19 protein-coding genes and 1 pseudogene are annotated in these 16,346 nt (G+C 65.8%); 15 read left to right on the plus strand and 5 right to left on the minus strand.

What is annotated here, in order from left to right; translation table 11 throughout:
* Together MR1_RS12170 and MR1_RS20565 are read left to right on the plus strand one after the other, a co-directional pair.
* A pseudogene (locus tag MR1_RS12170) lies at nt 1–208 on the plus strand (pilus assembly protein TadB); the annotation flags it as partial.
* 130 nt (nt 209–338) lie between these two features.
* A complete protein-coding gene (locus tag MR1_RS20565; RefSeq protein ID WP_067247002.1) occupies nt 339–704 on the plus strand; it encodes a DUF4244 domain-containing protein in 366 nt (121 codons plus the stop codon).
* Nucleotides 705–856: 152 nt separating this feature from the next.
* On the opposite strand, the gene MR1_RS12180 is transcribed toward MR1_RS20565, so the two are convergent.
* On the minus strand, nt 857–1,666 hold the full coding sequence (locus MR1_RS12180) for a helix-turn-helix domain-containing protein (RefSeq protein ID WP_067247006.1): 810 nt from the start codon (nt 1,664–1,666) through the stop codon (nt 857–859).
* Nucleotides 1,667–2,179: 513 nt separating this feature from the next.
* Complete coding sequence (locus MR1_RS12185) at nt 2,180–2,584, minus strand: helix-turn-helix domain-containing protein (RefSeq protein ID WP_067247009.1); 405 nt, start codon at nt 2,582–2,584, stop codon at nt 2,180–2,182.
* A 216-nt stretch (nt 2,585–2,800) separates the two neighbouring features.
* On the opposite strand from MR1_RS12185, the gene MR1_RS12190 reads away from it, so the two are divergent.
* The 6 genes from MR1_RS12190 to MR1_RS12215 all read left to right on the plus strand — a co-directional run bounded on the left by MR1_RS12190 (nt 2,801) and on the right by MR1_RS12215 (nt 9,504).
* Entirely contained in the window at nt 2,801–3,121 is a 321-nt protein-coding gene (locus MR1_RS12190) for a MerR family transcriptional regulator (RefSeq protein ID WP_067247012.1), read from the plus strand.
* A gap of 114 nt (nt 3,122–3,235) precedes the next feature.
* On the plus strand, nt 3,236–4,879 hold the full coding sequence (locus MR1_RS12195) for a DNA primase family protein (protein WP_067247014.1): 1,644 nt from the start codon (nt 3,236–3,238) through the stop codon (nt 4,877–4,879).
* 1,093 nt (nt 4,880–5,972) lie between these two features.
* Nucleotides 5,973–6,482, plus strand: a complete 510-nt coding sequence (locus MR1_RS12200; RefSeq protein ID WP_157518129.1) for a hypothetical protein — start codon at nt 5,973–5,975, stop codon at nt 6,480–6,482.
* Nucleotides 6,482–8,419: a relaxase/mobilization nuclease domain-containing protein gene (locus tag MR1_RS12205; RefSeq protein ID WP_067247020.1), complete on the plus strand. Its 1,938-nt coding sequence runs from the start codon at nt 6,482–6,484 to the stop codon at nt 8,417–8,419. The genes MR1_RS12200 and MR1_RS12205 overlap by 1 nt, the downstream gene beginning before the upstream one ends.
* Before the next feature lie 125 nt (nt 8,420–8,544).
* On the plus strand, nt 8,545–8,886 hold the full coding sequence (locus MR1_RS12210) for a hypothetical protein (RefSeq protein WP_067247025.1): 342 nt from the start codon (nt 8,545–8,547) through the stop codon (nt 8,884–8,886).
* 3 nt (nt 8,887–8,889) lie between these two features.
* Complete coding sequence (locus MR1_RS12215) at nt 8,890–9,504, plus strand: recombinase family protein (protein ID WP_067247028.1); 615 nt, start codon at nt 8,890–8,892, stop codon at nt 9,502–9,504.
* Here MR1_RS12215 and MR1_RS12220 read toward each other — a convergent pair.
* Both MR1_RS12220 and MR1_RS12225 read right to left on the minus strand, forming a co-directional pair.
* A complete protein-coding gene (locus tag MR1_RS12220) occupies nt 9,463–10,092 on the minus strand; it encodes a hypothetical protein (RefSeq protein ID WP_067247031.1) in 630 nt (209 codons plus the stop codon). The genes MR1_RS12215 and MR1_RS12220 overlap by 42 nt on opposite strands.
* Before the next feature lie 215 nt (nt 10,093–10,307).
* The gene (locus MR1_RS12225) at nt 10,308–11,471 is read right to left on the minus strand and encodes a hypothetical protein (protein ID WP_067247033.1); all 1,164 of its coding nucleotides are present in this window, start codon (nt 11,469–11,471) and stop codon (nt 10,308–10,310) included.
* Between the two features lie 35 nt (nt 11,472–11,506).
* On the opposite strand from MR1_RS12225, the gene MR1_RS12230 reads away from it, so the two are divergent.
* The 7 genes from MR1_RS12230 (at nt 11,507) to MR1_RS12260 (ending at nt 15,156) form a co-directional block, all read left to right on the plus strand.
* On the plus strand, nt 11,507–11,710 hold the full coding sequence (locus tag MR1_RS12230) for a hypothetical protein (protein WP_067247041.1): 204 nt from the start codon (nt 11,507–11,509) through the stop codon (nt 11,708–11,710).
* Nucleotides 11,711–11,921: 211 nt separating this feature from the next.
* Nucleotides 11,922–12,368: a hypothetical protein gene (locus MR1_RS12235; protein WP_067247044.1), complete on the plus strand. Its 447-nt coding sequence runs from the start codon at nt 11,922–11,924 to the stop codon at nt 12,366–12,368.
* 109 nt (nt 12,369–12,477) lie between these two features.
* A complete protein-coding gene (locus MR1_RS12240) occupies nt 12,478–12,966 on the plus strand; it encodes a sensor histidine kinase (protein WP_067247046.1) in 489 nt (162 codons plus the stop codon).
* Between the two features lie 9 nt (nt 12,967–12,975).
* Nucleotides 12,976–13,461 (plus strand): type II toxin-antitoxin system Phd/YefM family antitoxin, encoded by a 486-nt coding sequence (locus MR1_RS12245; RefSeq protein ID WP_067247048.1) that lies wholly within the window; start codon nt 12,976–12,978, stop codon nt 13,459–13,461.
* Nucleotides 13,462–13,463: 2 nt separating this feature from the next.
* On the plus strand, nt 13,464–13,814 hold the full coding sequence (locus tag MR1_RS12250) for a hypothetical protein (RefSeq protein ID WP_067247051.1): 351 nt from the start codon (nt 13,464–13,466) through the stop codon (nt 13,812–13,814).
* A gap of 134 nt (nt 13,815–13,948) precedes the next feature.
* Entirely contained in the window at nt 13,949–14,389 is a 441-nt protein-coding gene (locus MR1_RS12255; protein WP_157518132.1) for a hypothetical protein, read from the plus strand.
* A 5-nt stretch (nt 14,390–14,394) separates the two neighbouring features.
* The gene (locus tag MR1_RS12260) at nt 14,395–15,156 is read left to right on the plus strand and encodes a hypothetical protein (protein WP_067247057.1); all 762 of its coding nucleotides are present in this window, start codon (nt 14,395–14,397) and stop codon (nt 15,154–15,156) included.
* 15 nt (nt 15,157–15,171) lie between these two features.
* On the opposite strand, the gene MR1_RS12265 is transcribed toward MR1_RS12260, so the two are convergent.
* The gene (locus MR1_RS12265; RefSeq protein WP_084344582.1) at nt 15,172–16,233 is read right to left on the minus strand and encodes a DinB/UmuC family translesion DNA polymerase; all 1,062 of its coding nucleotides are present in this window, start codon (nt 16,231–16,233) and stop codon (nt 15,172–15,174) included.
* Nucleotides 16,234–16,346 lie beyond the last annotated feature (113 nt).

Consider the following 16,346-nt stretch of genomic DNA (forward strand, 5'->3'; position numbering starts at 1 on the left):
GGGGGTGCCCGCCGTCGAGCTGCTCCGAGCGGACGCGACCCGGGCCAGGCGCGAGGCGCGGGTCGCAGGACGCACGAGCGCCGCCCGGCTTTCGGCCCGCCTCCTTCTCCCGCTGGGAGTGTGCACGCTGCCCGCCTTCCTCCTGCTCGGCGTCGCGCCCCTCGTCCTCAGCGTGCTGACGACGACCCCGTTGCCCGTCCCGCCGTGACAAGCGGACGACGTCGCGACCGGACGACGTCGCGACCGGAGCGGCGGAGCGGCGCGGCGGAAGGTCCGGGACGGACTGCCGAGAAGAGACCCCATAAGAAGAGGAACACCCGAGGAAAGGAAACACCACGATGACCGATGCACGAACGACGCCCTGCGCAGCGATCACGTCCTCCCGGAGGGCCCGGCCCGTACCGGCGAGCGCACCGCCGCTTCCCCCACTGACCCGCCGGCGTTCGGCCGCGCTCTTCGGCGACGATCGCGGCGCCGCGACGGCGGAGTACGCGATCGCCACGATGGCCACCGTGGCGGGGCTAAAGCGTATTTACACCGCGACCCACTGCGACTCTCAGCACGGCGATGCGAACCAGCAGAGCACCGCCGCGGCTCCCGGCGTCGGGATGAATATCGAGGCGCTCGTGTATCTCGTCGCGGGTGACGACGCCGACGAAGAAGGCGCGCAGGATCCCGTGTCTCTGAACATGGCGGGAGCGTGAGCAGGACGCTCCGACCGGCACGTCGTGACGCGGCTACGCCGGTCGTCGAGAGCATCGAGCAAGGCCTCAACCTCGCCGGTCTTGCGGCGACGGCGCACTGCGGGCGGGTTGAGGGCCATGTGACCCTCCCGGGCGTGCAGTGGTCGACCGACTCAGTCCTCGACGACGAGACCCGAGAGCCTCTGTATGTAACCAGGCCCCGTGGGCTCGACGCGGTCGAACCAAGTGAAGGGGTGGCGCTCGGCCAGGATGGAGGGCAGGAGCGGATGACCGTGCCGGAGCGGGACCTCCCACTCGTCCCACCTGCACGCATCGTCGAACCCGTCCGAGACAGCATCCCAGTCGTCGTCGCCGAGCACGTACTCGTCTTCGACCTCGTCGTGGATGGCCTCGCGTGCCGGGACCCGCTCGAAGATCTCCGGCATGTCTTCGAGGGACGCCTGCGCACCAGCGAGCGCCGCACCGATCAGCACCTCGTCGATGAGCGGACCCGGTCGGTCGAACGGCAGCACCCCGGCCTCAATTTCGTCGGAGAGCAAGCGGCAGCGTCGGCGGACCGCCTCGGCCCAGGCACGATTCGCCCCGACCAGCATCATGACGCGGAGGTCGAACTCGTCGAACGGCGGGACGTCGTAGAGCGGTCCGCTCGGATCGCTGATCCAGGAGGACAGATGCAGGTCGTCCCACATGTCGAGCTCCAGCGCGATGGCGTACGCCTGCCGTGGCGTGAGGCGTGGAGAGTCCTGCCACGCTCGGGTGAACGCGGCCACTTCCTTGGAGAGTGCGAGATCGGACTCGGAGATGCTCTTTAGGGCGCTCTCACAGGCGCGACGCGTCTTCTCGCTGACCGAGCTAGGGTCTTCCTCCCAGCGCCGCCACGTGGCCAGGGAGACGCCTGCGCGGCGGGCGGCCTCGGTCTGTGTGAGGTCCAGTTCAGTACGTCGATCGGTGCGCTCGTTCATGAGGCAAGGCTAGAGAGTACTCATTGAGTAGTCAACTCCGGTGGATGGAGAAGAGTCGGCCGCAGGCCGGGTGCTCGTGTACTTCATGGCTCCCGTCCCGGCACTGCCGTCGCAGTCGTTGAGCCAGGGTGCACTTGCGTGCGATCGCAGTCCCTCAAGTCGGCGCTCGGCGATCACCCGGGTGGCATCCGCCTGAGCGGCCCGTCGCTTGAAGACCACGTGCCGCGCGACCTACCTTGCTGCGCGCCGTCGCTCTTCGCGTCCGCTCTCCACCCGGGCTCGTCCCTCGCCCGGGCCTGGACGCAGGGACGGACGGTTGGCTTGTGTCAAGCAGATGCCGGTTGATCTGGGAAAGTGACGTTAGTGACGTTAGGAACTCTGAGTTTTCACAGGCGGGTATATGGGAGAACGAGCTTGCCGCGTCACTAACGTCACTAGCTTCGTCATGCCCCGGCATTGCCCCACTCCAACCGGTGCGGGCGAGCCGCGAGCCCTCCCCCCGGGCGGAGGCCGTCAGAGCTGCTGAGCTCTGAGCTCGTCAAGATGCTCGCGGTTGTGGAGCTCCGTGACCCGCTCTTTTGCCTCCATGACCTTTTGCTCGCGGCGTTTGACCTCTTCACGCGCCTGCCGCAGTCTGAGCTCTGCATCCTCGAGCTCGAGCTCTGCGCGGTAGAGCTCGAGCTCGACGTCAATTGAGCCGATGAGCACTGCCAAAGGAATCTCTAGAACCTCTGCGATCGCAACCGCCTCGTCGAGGCGTACTGCGCGATCGCCCCGCTCAATCCGGGTGACCGCCGAGCTGTCGATGGTGCGGCCGACGAGTGGCGTGACCATGTCGGCCAGCTCCGCTTGGCTCAGAGCCGCGCCCCTGCGAGCGGCACGAACGTTGCTAACGAAGATCTCCGAAGGGGTGGGCATCGGTGTCTCCTAAGATGAGGGTGAACTGTGATAGCAACATTTTATGGTCAACATAGTGTTGAGATCACATTTTTCCGGTAGTGTAGATATCACCGGGCCCCGGATGGGCCAGAGCGATTAGCGGCCGAGCTACGGACTCGGGCGGAGCTCAGCCAGAGCGTAGCTGAGACAGCGGGGCGCAGAGAGCGTCCTGTACTGCCTGGAGGCCCGCTCGCCATGACTGCCACCGTGATGGACAGCTCGCTCCGTCTCTATACCCTCCGTGAGCTCACGGATGCAGGCTACGGATCCCGTCAGTACCTGCTCAACCGCATCCATTCTGGCGAGCTCCCCGCCGTGCGTATCGGTAAGTACTGGAAGGTTCGCGAGTCCGATCTCGCTGCGGTCGCCGGGACGGATCCCGCCGAGCTTCGCGCGGCGGAGATCGCCGCGGAGTACAGCGATCTCGCCTCCGTCGCCGCCTCCGTTGTCGCAACTTGGCCGCGCCTGAGCGACGAGCGCCGCGCTGAGTTGCGCCTTCTGCTCGCGATCCCGTGAGAAGAGCCCAGCTGAAGTGGGGTTTCTTCATGCTCCATCCCTGAAAAAGTTTGGGGCCGACGAGCTGGTGACTCGCCGACCCCGACATGGCTGATCTGAAGAGGAGATCGCCTCATGCCTACGTCAATTATCTCAGATCTCGCGGGAGTCGCTAACGACGACTGCGAACTCGCCCCGGTCTTCGATGACGACCCGCTCACTCGGCACGTCGACGAGCGGGCACGGCTGCTCGAGGCCGCGCAGCTGCTTCGATCGCATGCTCGGATCGCACATCTCGTCGCGGCCGATTGTGTTGGTCGCTTCATCCACGTGGCCGGTCTCGGTTGGTACCGCTGGACTGGCAAGCGCTTGGTTCCCGATGTCGAGGACAAGGCCATCACGCGCGCCGTCACGCACGCCATCGCGCGGCTTGCGCCGGACGCGCTTGGCGATAAGGAACTCCTGGCGGACCTACTTAGGTCCCAAACGTCGAGTGGTCTCGCTGGGGTCGTCCGCCTGATGTCAACCATCGAGAGTTTGACGGTCGATGCCGAGGAGCTTGACGCCGATCCGTGGCTGCTCAATACGCCAACAGGCGTGCTTGACCTCCGTGAACTGGAGCAAGGCGTCAGCTGGCGCGATCTCACCGTGCGTCCCCATGACCCGTTGTACCGGATGACGCAGATCACAGCAGGCGAATACGACCCTGCCGCTCAGTCCGATCTCTGGGATGCGTTTCTCAAGCGCAGCCTGCCCGACGAGGCGGTGCGGCGCTACCTGCAGCAGACGACTGGGGGCCTCGGCCTCGTTGGCGAGCAGCTGGAGCACATGCTGCCGATCCTCACTGGCGCGGGTCGCAACGGCAAGGGCGTGTTCTACGGAGCGCTTCTCCACGCACTCGGCGACTATGCATCAGTCGCGAACCCGAACCTGTTCAACATCGATCGAAATGCCACCGCAGATAAGCCCAACCCTGCGTTGCTGGGCCTGCGGGCTCGACGACTCGTGTTCATGTCGGAGACGGCGAAATCCGCCGAGCTCGACTCGGCGCGGGTGAAGGCGCTGACGGGCGGCGATCGGATCAAGGCTCGAGGAGTGCACAGCAAGACCACCGTCGAGTTCGACCCTTCGCACCAGCTCGCCCTCATCACCAATCACGCCCCTCAGCTTCCCGCCGATGATCCTGCGGTATGGGAGCGAGTGCGCAACGTGCCGTGGGATGTTGTGGTGCCGCCTGATGAGCGCGACCCCCGTCTGAGCAACAAGCTGAAGGGTGCAGCGAGCGCGATCCTGGCGTGGGCGCTGTCGGGGCTCGAGGACTACCTGACCAACGGGCTGGTGCCTGCCCCTCGCGTGCTCGACGCGACCGAGCAGTACAAGGCCGACCAGGACACGGTGAGCATCTTCATTGCAGAACGCTGTGAGGACGGCTGCTCAGACAGGGACAGTGACACCACGAAGGTGCTGCACACCGATTACCAGAGGTTCTGCCGAGCGAACGGCGTCATGCGCGAGCACATCCTCGGCGAACGATTGTTCGGGAAGCGACTCGACGCGCTCGGCTATCCGCCCCAGAGGACTGGCGCGAGGCGGTTCCGGCAGGGCCTGCGGCTCCTGCCGGATGATGAAGAGGCCCGGGCCGAAGAGCTTCGCGCAGAGAACGCTGCTCGTCTGAAGGCCCTGCCTTCGATGAGCACGCCTGAGGAGACGAGTCAGCGGACTGGACCAAGTGAACGGCTCTACTTCCCTGACGGCGGCTCCATCCAGTACATGGGTTAGGGTGCGTTGGTCATGGTGGTGCTGCGGGGCTGAAGCTATTGCGGTCCCGATAGAACTTTGGATGTGCGTGAGGAGCGTCTGGTCAGTATCCGCCTGTACCGGGCGACTGTGAGCGCAGGCGTCGTTTCCGGGACGCGCGAGATCGGCAGTAGCTCGTACTCGATGCTCTCGCCGATGCTGGACGCGCAACCAGCCGGAGACTGATCACCTGCCCCTCCTCCTGACCGGGTCCGCGCAGGCACCCGGCGGAGCCGGGCTGCCCAGATGCGGATGCATCCGCACACGCCGAGCTCGTGCCCGCAGGCGACACTCGGGAACACGGGACACCTCAGGGACGCGTCATAGCATGCGCCTTCGGGAGGACCCGTCGGCGACGCCTCAGAGACGCCGAGGAGACACGGCGAGACGCCTCGGAGCACGCGCGCCGGGCGGACACCCCGAGGGACGCATGAATGACGCGCGAGAGACACCTCGGGGACGCATGAGGAACAACGAGGAGCGCGTGCTCCCCGGAGACACCTCAGAGACGCTGAGGCGTCTCGTCGTGGACACTCGGAAGCTCTTGGCGGGACACCCGCTTCGTGTGCGTTTTCGCGTCTGCCCGGTGTGCCCGAGATGTCTCCACAGAGACACTTTGAGGGCATCTCAGGGTGCAGACGCCTGCATCATGGTGCCGTTGCCAGGCAGCGTCTGGCCGCCGGATGAGGATGTATCTACGCGAACTGGCCCGTCGCTGCGACCTGCCTCTGGCGACACTGGATTCTTGGGGGCCCCTCCGAGCGGAGCGAGGTGGGGAGGTCCAGCGGGAGCCGATTTCCGTGGAGAGCGCGCAGCGCGATGGACCAGATCCGGAGGACAGATGACCGAGCATGCGAGGTTATCTGTCATACGGATCAAACTGGTCCTCGCCTCTGTTGCGAGGGGGTACGGGTGCTCTGTTGCGTCTGTTGCGAGGGGGTACGGGGCGGGTTAAGGTCGTAGAGACAGCAGGTCGTATTAGCGCCACCGTCCACACTCGAATCTCTTTGGGTGGCGGCGACCCTCAGCTCTCCCGGACGCCGGACGCATGGGATCCATCCAGAGGATCCCATCGATGTCCGCTCCCCGCAGCACCGGCAAGCAGCGTCGGCCGAAGCCCGTCAATTTCGGACGTCAGCGTGCGCTGCGTCTCGGTGACGCCGAGGAAGCGGCAGTCCACCGGATGCGTAGCGCACTCGCCAAACAGCGCCGCATGCCGGTGGAGAGCGTTGACTTCTCGGAGGCCGTGCGTTTGCTCCTCTGCGACAACGAGCGAGCGGCGCGGATCCTCGCGGGTCAGCCGGAGGCGTGGACGCCCTCTCGCGTCGTCGAGGTGCCGCAGGAGCTCTGGAACGGGCTGAACGAGTGCAGGAACGCGGTTGTGCACGCGCGAGGGTCGATGTACGGCATCCTCCGCAAGATGAACTTTGACGACGGCCCGGTCACCCGCACGGAGATGCTCGCTGCTTTCGACGCAGCCCAGTCGTCACTGACTGCGCTCGAGCGCATGGAGACCGCTCTCGTCGAATTGGTCAGCACTCTGGAGGCTGCAGCGGACGCGGAAGCCTCCGGCGAAGTGCTCTGATGGCCAACGTCTCCTCGCAGTCGACGTACACGAGTGGCCGAGCGCAGAACTATGCCAAGAAGGACGCCGTCGCAATCTCGGCACTCAACGCCTGGGTGCCGCTCTTCGAGAAGCGGCTCCAGGAGATCCGCGTACGCCACGGTAAAGACGGCGTGCGTCCGCGCGCGCTGACGGACTCAGCCGGCACCATCCTGCGCGACACGAGCGGCAACCCTGTGCCTGCGCGCGACGCGAATGGCCGGGCGATTTACGAGTCGACGTACGTCCAGGCATACTGCCTGATCCAAAGCTTCAGCCGCGACGAGCTCGACCCCGACGATCCGGAGTCATGGACCATAGCTCACGAGCTGGGCCGGGCGCTGGCCGAGGATCGTTTCCCGGGTCATCCCGCGCTCATCGCGACGGAGATCAACGGCCGCTCTGGCTGTGTGCACAACCACATCATCATCGGCGCGGTGCACCCGGAGACCGGGAAGAGCATCGACAGCAACATCGTCACTCACAGCCGACTCGCCATCGCCCACGATCGCGTCCTCGCCTCCAACGGCTTCACGCAGCGCACGGACATGGCGCTGAAGACGCAGGAAGCCGAGCAGGCGATGACGGCTGCCCGTGCTGCTGTGATCGCGGATTCAGAGACCGCGACGCTGTCGCCGAGCCAGCGCCAGCGGAGGATCACCGCGGCAGAGAACGCCGTGCGGCTGCATCGCGACACTTCGACGCCGGCAGCGCAGGCACGCGAGAACCGGCGGCTGCGCGAGTTCGATCGTTACCAGCTCACCGAGCGCGACCGGATGATCGCCGCGGACATCGGCATGGCTCCTCCCGTCGAGCGGTTCTCGGAGATCGAGCTGGAGGCCCGCGTGAAAGACGCCCTCTCGGATCCGCGGTTCCAGTCCTGGGAGGAACTCTCCGAGATTGCTCGCGAGTACCGCGTCACCATCACCGCTCGCGGACGGGACGTGAGCTTCGGCATGATGCTCACGCAGCCGGACGGTACCTTCGCTGAGCCGGCACGTGCCCATGTGCGGCGAGGCGGCCGTCCTGGTACGAACAAGGGTCTCGGCGACGGCTTCCGCCGTGAAGACGTCGAAGCGGCGATCGAGCGGAACGTGCGCGAGCACGAACGGGCCGAGCGGACCGCCGTGTCGAAGCAGCCGTCGGCGCGCTCTCTCGAACAGCAACAGCGTCTCGACAAGGCCGCTGCCCGGCAGCGTGCGCTCATCGAGCAACTCCAGGCCGAGTCGGACAGAGCCTGGGCATCTGCCACACGAGCGTCCCGACCGGAGCCCGCCGCAGCTTCGGTCGATGAGAAGGCACACGCCGCTCCGTATGTGCGTCGGCGTTTCATCTCTTCCCGTCCGGCGAAGCCTGAGAACCCGGCGGCTCCGTTCCGCTCCGCGCTTTGGGAACTTTCAGCGCCTACGGACACTCGACGACGTCGCGTCCACGCTCTCGCCCAGTTCGAGGAGCGCTGGCGCGGCCGAGCGCCGAGAACGAGCGCGGAACGCGCCGCCTTCGAACAGGAAGCCACCGCGATCGGCATCGGTCCTGCGCTCCTCGCCCACGTCGTCGGCCACTTGGACCCTGAACTGCACGCCCTCCTGACAGCTCGAGCGTCACTGGCCGAGGAACGAGCGCGGGCATTCGATCGTGCAAAGCGGCTGAGAGCAGCCGTCACCGAGCACGAGACGCAGGTCAACGAGGATCCGCACGGGTTCCGCGACGGCGCGGAGCGCCTGCGCGTCAAGCTCCGCACGATGAAGGCCGATCTCCGATTCGAGCTCGGATACGTCGCACGCATCGACGCGGACCTCGCAGCGGGCATCTACGACTCTCGCTCCCACGAGCGCCGCGAACACATCATCCAGAAGAACAGCGCGCGTGTTGCAGACCTCGAGACCAGAGACAGGGGAGACAAAGAGATGGAGCTGTGACCACGTGACAGGCCGTGACACCGGCGTCGCCCATGCGCCCGCTGCACGCCGAGAAAACCACCAGAAGGACAGGAACCGGTGAAACCTTCGCCACCTCCGTGCTGATTCGAGATTGGAAAGAAACCATGACTGACAACAACATCACCCTGCAGGCCTGCGTCGACCAGTTCGACCGCCTCCTTAGCACTGCAGCTGACTTCGAAGAGTCGGTGCTCCGCGAAATGCACAGCATGATCTTCGTCGCCTCGTTCGAGGTCTTCCTCACGAACGATTTCAGCATCACTGCCGAAGCGAGCGTCGGTGCCGACGGAGAGCTTCTCGAGGTCAAGGTCCACCACTACGAGGTCGCCGACCGTGACGACGAGGCTCGGGTCATCGCCATTCTCCCCGTGGAGAGGACCAGCGGGATGTGGAGGGCCATGAGGATCTGGCTCGAGGCCATGCGCAAGGTTTCGAAGCAGGCCTGAGCGATGGAGTACGGCTACACGCGGACGTCGACGTCGGACAAGCAGAGCGACGATCTTCAGCGCCGGGCGCTGATGGATGCCGGCGTCGATGCGCGCCACATTCACTCCGATCAGATCTCGGGGGCGAAGCTCACTCAGTCGCGGCCCGGCTGGGCGGCACTGGACATGCGACTGCGCGAGGGCGATGAACTCGTCGTCTGGCGCGTCGACCGGATCGGCAGGTCGATGATTGATGTGATCTCGACGGTGCATGAGCTCACCGAGCGCGGTGTCCAGGTCCGATCGCTTACGGACGGCATCGACCCGTCGACCCGCGAGGGCCGACTGATGCTCAACCTGATGGCCACCTTCGCGGAGTACGAGCGTGAGCTCATCCAGGAGCGCGTCCAGGCCGGCGTCGACGCGGCCCGAGCACGAGGCGTGAAGTTCGGGCGGCCGCCCGTCGATCCGGACGATGTCGCACGCAAGGTTCGCACCGTCCAGCACCTGGTCGATTCAGAGAAGCTGACCGTGACGAGGGCAGTCCGCCTCGTCGGCTGGTCACGTGCCACGTACTACCGACACGCGTCAGCGCTCTCAGCCGGCAGCCTGCTCGAGGAGACGGGCGAGACGCCGTAGCGCTGACCGATGCACCTCAAAGCCGCGGTTCTCTGCACCCACCTCGTCTACGTGCGCTTCGAAGACGCTCCGCGCGGCGCGTCGGCACCGAGAGCACCACGAGCGTTCCAGCATCTGACGGACCGACAGCGGTCTGCCGTACACGAACCCGGCGATCACGTCGCGCCCGAAACCCGCGACCTCGCTCCTGAGTAGTGCTGGGCCACCCACGGCGTCGCAGCCGAAGGGCGAGCCCCAGTGCTTTAGCCTTCCGGTGCCTTTCGCGGAGTCGACAACGTCGAATGTCGGCAGCTGGAGACACGAGATCACGGGTGCGCCCATGACGCCCACGCTCACGTAGTGGAGCTCCCCGGTCGCCGCGGCACCGCATTCCTGGCAGACCCGCTCGGCGATAAACGCATTGACAGCCTCGATCGCCGCGGCGAGTTGCTGCTCATCGACTGCATCCCCGGCAACGACGGTATCGGCCCAGCCGTGACCCGCGGGCCGCACCCAACCCTGGCGACTCGGCGACCAGCGCAGCGGACCGCCAGCAGGATGCTCGAGCACCACCGCATAGAACTCGGCGAAGACGTCGTGAGCGTGCATACATCCACCGTGCCACGACGGATTGTCTCAGAAAGTCCAGATTTGGAAGTGCCTCACATGAGACACTTCCGATGCCCGGATTGAACTGCTCCGGCCCGGGGTCACCGTTGTCTCGTCAAGGAGATGTTCATGAGACGCGTACGATCAGTGCCGCGCGACCACCCACATGAGCTGCGGAGAGGTTGTGTAGCTGGCTCCTCTCTGCGCCACGGTATCTACTCGGGCTCAACGTCTAGACCAGCGAATCGTCGGGCGTCATCGCGCATCGCCTCGAGCACCGCGACGTTGGCGAGCACGATGTCGGGCTCGTAGTTCGTCGTCATCTTGAGCGTTCGCATTCGCGCGAGTATCTCTTGATCGGAGAGGCTGTCAAGCCAGGCTGCGAGCTGCTTCTCATCCGGCGCATCGTCCATCTGGCCGAGCGTCTCCGTCATGTCCCTGCGGACCATCGCGGCGCTGAGCCGGTCGCTGTGCAGTTGCGCCGCGGACAGTGTTGATCCCCCACTGAGCGCACTCCGGTCATCGTCGTGGCCAATGACGATCTCGAACCTGGGCGGCAGAGCAGGAGCCGGCGGATCCGTTCCGGTGATCAGTCGGGGCACTGCTTGCGTACGCACCCACGTCGCGAGCTCGTCAAGCTCCTTCATAAGCACGGGCCAGCGCTCGGTGCCTGGGCGGTTGATGCCGATAGTCGGGAACAGCGCGACAGGGATCTGCTGGCCCCTGGGGGTCTCCGCGATCACTTCGCCTACCTGCAGCGGGACCTCGGGTCGATGCTCGACATCCGCCAGCGACGGCGGCTTGCGATCTTCACGATGGATCGCTGCGAGCCGGACTGCGGTGACCGCCGGCGCACGGTGCTTGGAGTGGTTCGTGTGCAGGGCCAGGAGCGCCAGCGGATGCTCCTGGGGAGCCTTGGTTCGGTGGAAGGGCTGCAGCCCCTCTATCCGGCGAAGAAGCTCACTCCCGCGGCGCAAGGAGGGAGGACCGTTCTTCTTCCGACCGTTGACCCAACCGTCGAAGTCGTCGTAGGTCCGGGCGGCAGGCATCTCCACGGTCTTCGCAGCCTTCTCTCCCAGCGCACCGTCACGAAACTCGATCTCGGCGAACAGCGCGTGCTCGATAGCGTTGCGCAGCGTGACCAGCGCATCCGCGACCAGTAGCGGGACCTTGCGCGGGATCGGCGACACAGCGGTGACGACTGTCTGACTGTGGGTAACCATAGGCACCTCGCGCAGTTGGAAGATTCCCTCCGGACGGCTCTGGTAGTCGAAGAGGATCTGAGCGACCTGTCCGATGATCTCGTCCGCATGTGCAAGGGTCGCCGCGACGGGGAGGTGATGGTCGGGCAGCCATGCGTAGCGCTCGTCGATGCCCATGGTTCCTCCTCTAGGTACAGCCTAGGCTCGTAAGCATGGGCTACGAGCGGATCAATGAGCCGGACGGCCTCGAGGTCCGCGTGCCGACGGACGATAGCTACCGAATCTGCTCTACGTGCCGCGGAGACTGCGAGCCGGACACGTCACTGAGCGCCGACGGCACCGGGGTTCGGATCGCCTGGGTCTGCCCTGAGCACGGGGGACAGGGAATCCTGGATCCGTTCAGCGATCTGCGGTGACAGCGTTAAAGCGACGCAGTCCTGCTCCCTTGGTCGAATTAGGAGCAGACAGTTCGTCGTTTGTGCACGCAAACGAGCGGTGCTTTTTACTCACGGGCATTCTGGCGAAACAAACTCAATCGGCTCATGGAGGCCGGCCGAGCACACCCTCTCCCCGATGTCAGCGACATCGACTAACCTCGACGAATCGAGCGAGAGTAGGAACGCGACCATGAGCAGTCGTGACATGGCTGAGCACGTCTTCGCAGGTTGGGAGCCCGTGAACGTCATCAGCGATGAGGACAGCGAGGTCATCCAGGTTCTCACGAAGCATAGCGGGCATGACCTCGCGTCGCGGGAGATCATCGAAGCGAAGCTCAAGTCGATTGAAGGTGATCTCGTGCCGGCCTGCGCATGCGGGTGGCGCGGACTTCCAGATACCTGGATGCCAGTCTCTGCTCGCAATTATCAAACCGGGCAGCAGTTCATCTCACACCAGTACAACGCGCGGATAGATGCGATTCAGGGCAAGTTCGGCGCTCACGTAGCAGCGTCCGCTTTCGACTACGCCGCCGCCACGTGGTCTGGCGACCCTGAGGTGGCGCAGTGGCTTCGCGCGCAAGCTGAGCATCTGCGCGACGCGGGCTACTACGTCGGAGAGCAGTGGCCGGAGAACTGACCGACCCCGTATAACACCGTGCCGGAGCCACCAGGCTTCCGGCACGGTGTTCTGTCAAGCCCATGCAACGCGAGCAGGCCAGACGCTCGCCCCGTCCCCCGCTCTCGGCGTGCTACGGACATCGGACGAGAAGCTCGGCGATGCGCTGGACAACTCCGGCTACAACGTGCCGTCGCTGGAGGAGCTCGTCGAGGTCTTCCGGACCGCGCACCTACCCGTCGTGCTCGTGCGCGACGGCACGGAGACAGGGCTGTCGCCGAACCTGCGCACCGCCATCTACCGGATTGCTCAAGAGGCGCTGACGAACGCGCTGCGCTACGCGAACGACGCGACGAGGGTCGAACTCCGGCTCGCCGTCACCGCCGACGAGGTTCAGCTGCGAGTGAGCGACGACGGGAGCAGCGAGAGCACCTTCGCGCACGGCTCCGGCCAGGGCATCGTCGGCATCACCGAGCGCGCCCGCCTACTCGGCGGATTCGCGGAGGCCGGGCCAAGAGAACAGGGTGGCTGGCTGGTCGACGTGAGGATCCCGCTGCAGCGGGGCGATGCTGCCCGACGTCACCGGCTTCATCTGGACTTCCGAATACGTTCCGAATAGACTGAGCACATGAGCATCACCGCCACCATCCCCACGCGCACGCGGCGTTCCTCGGACCTGAGCAAGCACTCCGCTGAGGTGTTCGCCGAGGCTGAGGATCACCCGGTTACGGTGACCCGTCGCGACGGTGAGGCGCTGGTGCTGATGTCGCAGCGCGAGGCCGAGGGGCGCGCGAGGCTCCTGAACTTCGCGGCGCAGCTGATCACGGTGACCCTCGACGATCAGGGCACGCTCGCAGAGCGCATGGCGAAGGTCTTCCCATGGATGCTCGCGTTGTCGCCCGCTGATCGTGAGACCTGCGCGCAGGAGCTCGTCGACGCTGCCCGTGCGTCGTTCTCGACCGATCAGCCGCACCTGGCGATCGCAGAGCTGACGAGCTGGAAGGAAACCGCGACGGCAGTTGCTGCGGGTCTCGGTAGTGCCGACCTGGAGTGGCTCGACGACGCTGACGCCGCTGGTGACGCCGAGCTGGGCGAGCCGGTGGAGCGCCCGTAGTCGTGGCGGCTGCCAAGAAGGGCGAGCTGGTCCCGCGCCCGCCGAAGAAGGTCGAGTACGAGATCCGCTTCGCGACCGCAGACGCGCGCCGCGGCTGGCAGGATCTCGTCGCGACCATCCGCAACGCGATGACCGAGACGTGGGATTTCCTCACCCGCACGCCGCACGCGACGACGCCGACGAACTACCGCCTCAAGGGCGAGCTCGGCACGATCACGCGAGCTAGTGCGAGCTTCGAGCGCTGGCAGCACAAGCCCACGACCAAGGGCAGCGCCCGCGTCTGGTTCTACGTCGACGGACGCACGGTGTTCCTCGAGCAGGTGCACACGCATCATCCGAACGAGACGAAGTAGCCCGGCGAGCCCGTCGTGACATCTGTTGGCAGACTGGTGCTGCACGAGAGGAGCGGGTCACAGTGAATCGGAGATCGGAGCACGACAAGACCGCCACCACCCGGGTCGCTCCCGGCTCCATCGCCGGATTGTCGATGATCGGGTTCTTGCTCATCGGAGCGCTCACCCTTATGGCGGTCACGGGAGACCTATCCAGTTCGGATCCGCTGGCCCTCTCACCGTTGCCCTATTTCGTCGTGACTCTTCTGGGCATGCTCGGGTCCTGGGCTGGGTTCACAGCGCTCGGTGCTCTCTTCCGACGACACGGGCACCCGGCCCGGAGTTGGTCGCGGACGGCGATGGTGCTGGTGAGCGCGTTGCCTGTTCTTTTCGTGACCGGCGGTCTCCTCGGCGGACCTGGTCTCGCTCTTGGCGTCGCCGCCAACGGGTTGGGCGCGTCGGTAGACCTTCTCTGGTCCGCGCCGAGAGAGCACGGCCGGCGAGCGACCTACGTCGTGTTCCTGGTGGCATCGATCGCCTGCATCGTCGCGGGCGCGTTGTGGATGACGGGGGCGGTAAACGCCTCGATATCGTGAAAGGCATGGACGAGATGACGGAGCCGGGAACACAGGAAGCAGCACCGTGGTCACCACGGCGTCGCTTCCTCACCGGAACCATCGTCGTCCTGGTCCTCGTAGGGCTCATCGCCTTCGCGCCAGGACCGATCCTCCGGATCATCCACACCAACAGCGCACACGAGCTCGTCGACAGCCTCCCTGCGGAGCGCGAGACGTTGCTCGCGAAGCAGGACGAGTTCCGCGCTCCGCTGGAGCAGCTTGGCGATCCGGTGCGCTCCTGGACCGAGGTGGCCTGCTCGCTCGCGCCGCGATACAGCGACGGCGACGGCGAGCAGGACATCGTGATGTTCTACTGGCAGCAGTGCTGGCTGCAGGCCACGGAGCTCTACCCCGTGCCCGACGAGCTCACGGACGGCGCATCCGTCGCCGCATGGCTCGGCGGCAACACCGCCGGCGACTCGACGTGCGGTCAGCTCCTCTTCGACGTCCTCACTCCCGACGCGGGAGCGGTGGGCCCCACCGAGTTCACGCCGGTCCTGTGGTGGATCGACCCCGACGGCACACCGCCCGAGGATGAGCCGGATCGATGCGCGCTCGCTACGCCGGGCGCTCCGAACACCGCGCACACCACGGTCGACGTCGACGAGCCCGTGACCGCAGGCTCGTACCTCGTCTACACGGTCCGGACACCGTTCGCGGCAACTGGCGTCGGCTGCGACAACGCGATGAATACATGGCTCGGCGGATGTGTGGGAGAGCCGGACGGGTTCCCCGCGATGGAGTGAGGCGCAGAAGTGCCGTCAGGCGATCGCGACCGGGAGCTCGTCCCAGTGGGTCGTGCAGCGCTTCGAGAGCATCGCGCGCTTCATCTCCCAGGAGGTCGGGGCCTTCATGCCTCCGAGCCCCACGCCGACGGCACCGACGCCGAGCTTCCGGGTGACGTCGTCGAGCGCCTTGCCGACGCCGCGGCCTTCGAACTCCGGTCGGAAGACGTCGAGCACCTGCACGCTGCGAGCATCCCGGAGGTCCGTGAGCACGACGCCGGCGCGCGCGTAGCGGATGCCGGCGACAGGGAACACGTCGTCGAGGAGCCGGCGGGCGGCCTTGGTGAGCGTGATCGGATCGTCGGTGGGGACGCTCAGGGGCACAGCGACGTGGGCCGTGTGAGAGACGGTGCCGGTGTCGGCCCAACCCGTTGACGCCCAGGCCGAGAGGTGTCCCGCGACGGATCCCTGAGCGCGGAGTCTGCTGCTCACTCGCTGGGCGTAGAGCGAGATGACCTGTGCCATTTCGTCGAGAGTGGAGATCTTCTTCGCGAAGGATCTCGAGAAGATCAGCTGCTCCTTCGCCGCCGGCGGGTGCAGCTCGAGGTCGATGCACTTCTCGCCGCGCAGTTCCATTACCGTGCGCTCCATGACCACCGAGAAGCGCTTGCGGATCCACTTCGCGTCGGCATCCCGGAGCTCACGCGCCGTGTGGATCGAGAGAGCCGCAAGGCGCTTGCCGGTGCGCCCGGCGACGCCCCAGAGGTCGGTCACGGGGATCGTGTCGAGGATCCGCGTGAGTTGCTCGTCCGGGTAGCGCGCGAGGTCGAGCACGCCGTTCATCGCCGGCTGCTTCTTGATCCCGAGTGCGGCCACCTTGGCGAGCGTCTTCGTCGGCCCGATGGCGACGCGCACGGGCACGCCGGTGAGCTGCATGACGGTGCGGCGGATCTCCTGGCCGAGCGGTTCGAGCTCTTCCGGCGTCCCACGCAGACGCAGGAAGGACTCGTCGATCGAGTAGACCTCTTGCCAGGCGCTGAAGCGGCCCAGGATGGATACTGGTAGGTCCGATTGTTGAAGAGTGCACTTTTCGCGCATTGTTCGTCGATGATGCGGGGGCACGCACGAGGGGTGTCGGTGACCCTGCCTGAGCACGGTGGGTGAACATCCGGTGACGAAGCCGGCATGGACTCGCGATCTGATTCGATAGA

The sequence above is a fragment of the Microbacterium resistens NBRC 103078 genome, from assembly GCF_001552355.1.
GTDB classification, from domain to species: domain Bacteria; phylum Actinomycetota; class Actinomycetes; order Actinomycetales; family Microbacteriaceae; genus Microbacterium; species Microbacterium resistens.

Excerpts from the sequence above, each read along its gene's own strand:
- MR1_RS12195 (WP_067247014.1), top strand. The coding sequence starts at position 3,236 with ATGCCTACGTCAATTATCTCAGATCTCGCGGGAGTCGCTAACGACGAC.
- MR1_RS12225 (WP_067247033.1), bottom strand. The coding sequence starts at position 11,471 with ATGGGCATCGACGAGCGCTACGCATGGCTGCCCGACCATCACCTCCCC.
- MR1_RS12220 (WP_067247031.1), bottom strand. The coding sequence starts at position 10,092 with ATGCACGCTCACGACGTCTTCGCCGAGTTCTATGCGGTGGTGCTCGAG.
- MR1_RS12255 (WP_157518132.1), top strand. The coding sequence starts at position 13,949 with ATGATCGGGTTCTTGCTCATCGGAGCGCTCACCCTTATGGCGGTCACG.
- MR1_RS12210 (WP_067247025.1), top strand. The coding sequence starts at position 8,545 with ATGACTGACAACAACATCACCCTGCAGGCCTGCGTCGACCAGTTCGAC.
- MR1_RS12265 (WP_084344582.1), bottom strand. The coding sequence starts at position 16,233 with ATGCGCGAAAAGTGCACTCTTCAACAATCGGACCTACCAGTATCCATC.
- MR1_RS12205 (WP_067247020.1), top strand. The coding sequence starts at position 6,482 with ATGGCCAACGTCTCCTCGCAGTCGACGTACACGAGTGGCCGAGCGCAG.
- MR1_RS12245 (WP_067247048.1), top strand. The coding sequence starts at position 12,976 with ATGAGCATCACCGCCACCATCCCCACGCGCACGCGGCGTTCCTCGGAC.
- MR1_RS12180 (WP_067247006.1), bottom strand. The coding sequence starts at position 1,666 with ATGAACGAGCGCACCGATCGACGTACTGAACTGGACCTCACACAGACC.
- MR1_RS12230 (WP_067247041.1), top strand. The coding sequence starts at position 11,507 with ATGGGCTACGAGCGGATCAATGAGCCGGACGGCCTCGAGGTCCGCGTG.
- MR1_RS12200 (WP_157518129.1), top strand. The coding sequence starts at position 5,973 with ATGTCCGCTCCCCGCAGCACCGGCAAGCAGCGTCGGCCGAAGCCCGTC.
- MR1_RS12260 (WP_067247057.1), top strand. The coding sequence starts at position 14,395 with ATGGACGAGATGACGGAGCCGGGAACACAGGAAGCAGCACCGTGGTCA.
- MR1_RS12235 (WP_067247044.1), top strand. The coding sequence starts at position 11,922 with ATGAGCAGTCGTGACATGGCTGAGCACGTCTTCGCAGGTTGGGAGCCC.
- MR1_RS12190 (WP_067247012.1), top strand. The coding sequence starts at position 2,801 with ATGACTGCCACCGTGATGGACAGCTCGCTCCGTCTCTATACCCTCCGT.
- MR1_RS12215 (WP_067247028.1), top strand. The coding sequence starts at position 8,890 with ATGGAGTACGGCTACACGCGGACGTCGACGTCGGACAAGCAGAGCGAC.
- MR1_RS12185 (WP_067247009.1), bottom strand. The coding sequence starts at position 2,584 with ATGCCCACCCCTTCGGAGATCTTCGTTAGCAACGTTCGTGCCGCTCGC.
- MR1_RS20565 (WP_067247002.1), top strand. The coding sequence starts at position 339 with ATGACCGATGCACGAACGACGCCCTGCGCAGCGATCACGTCCTCCCGG.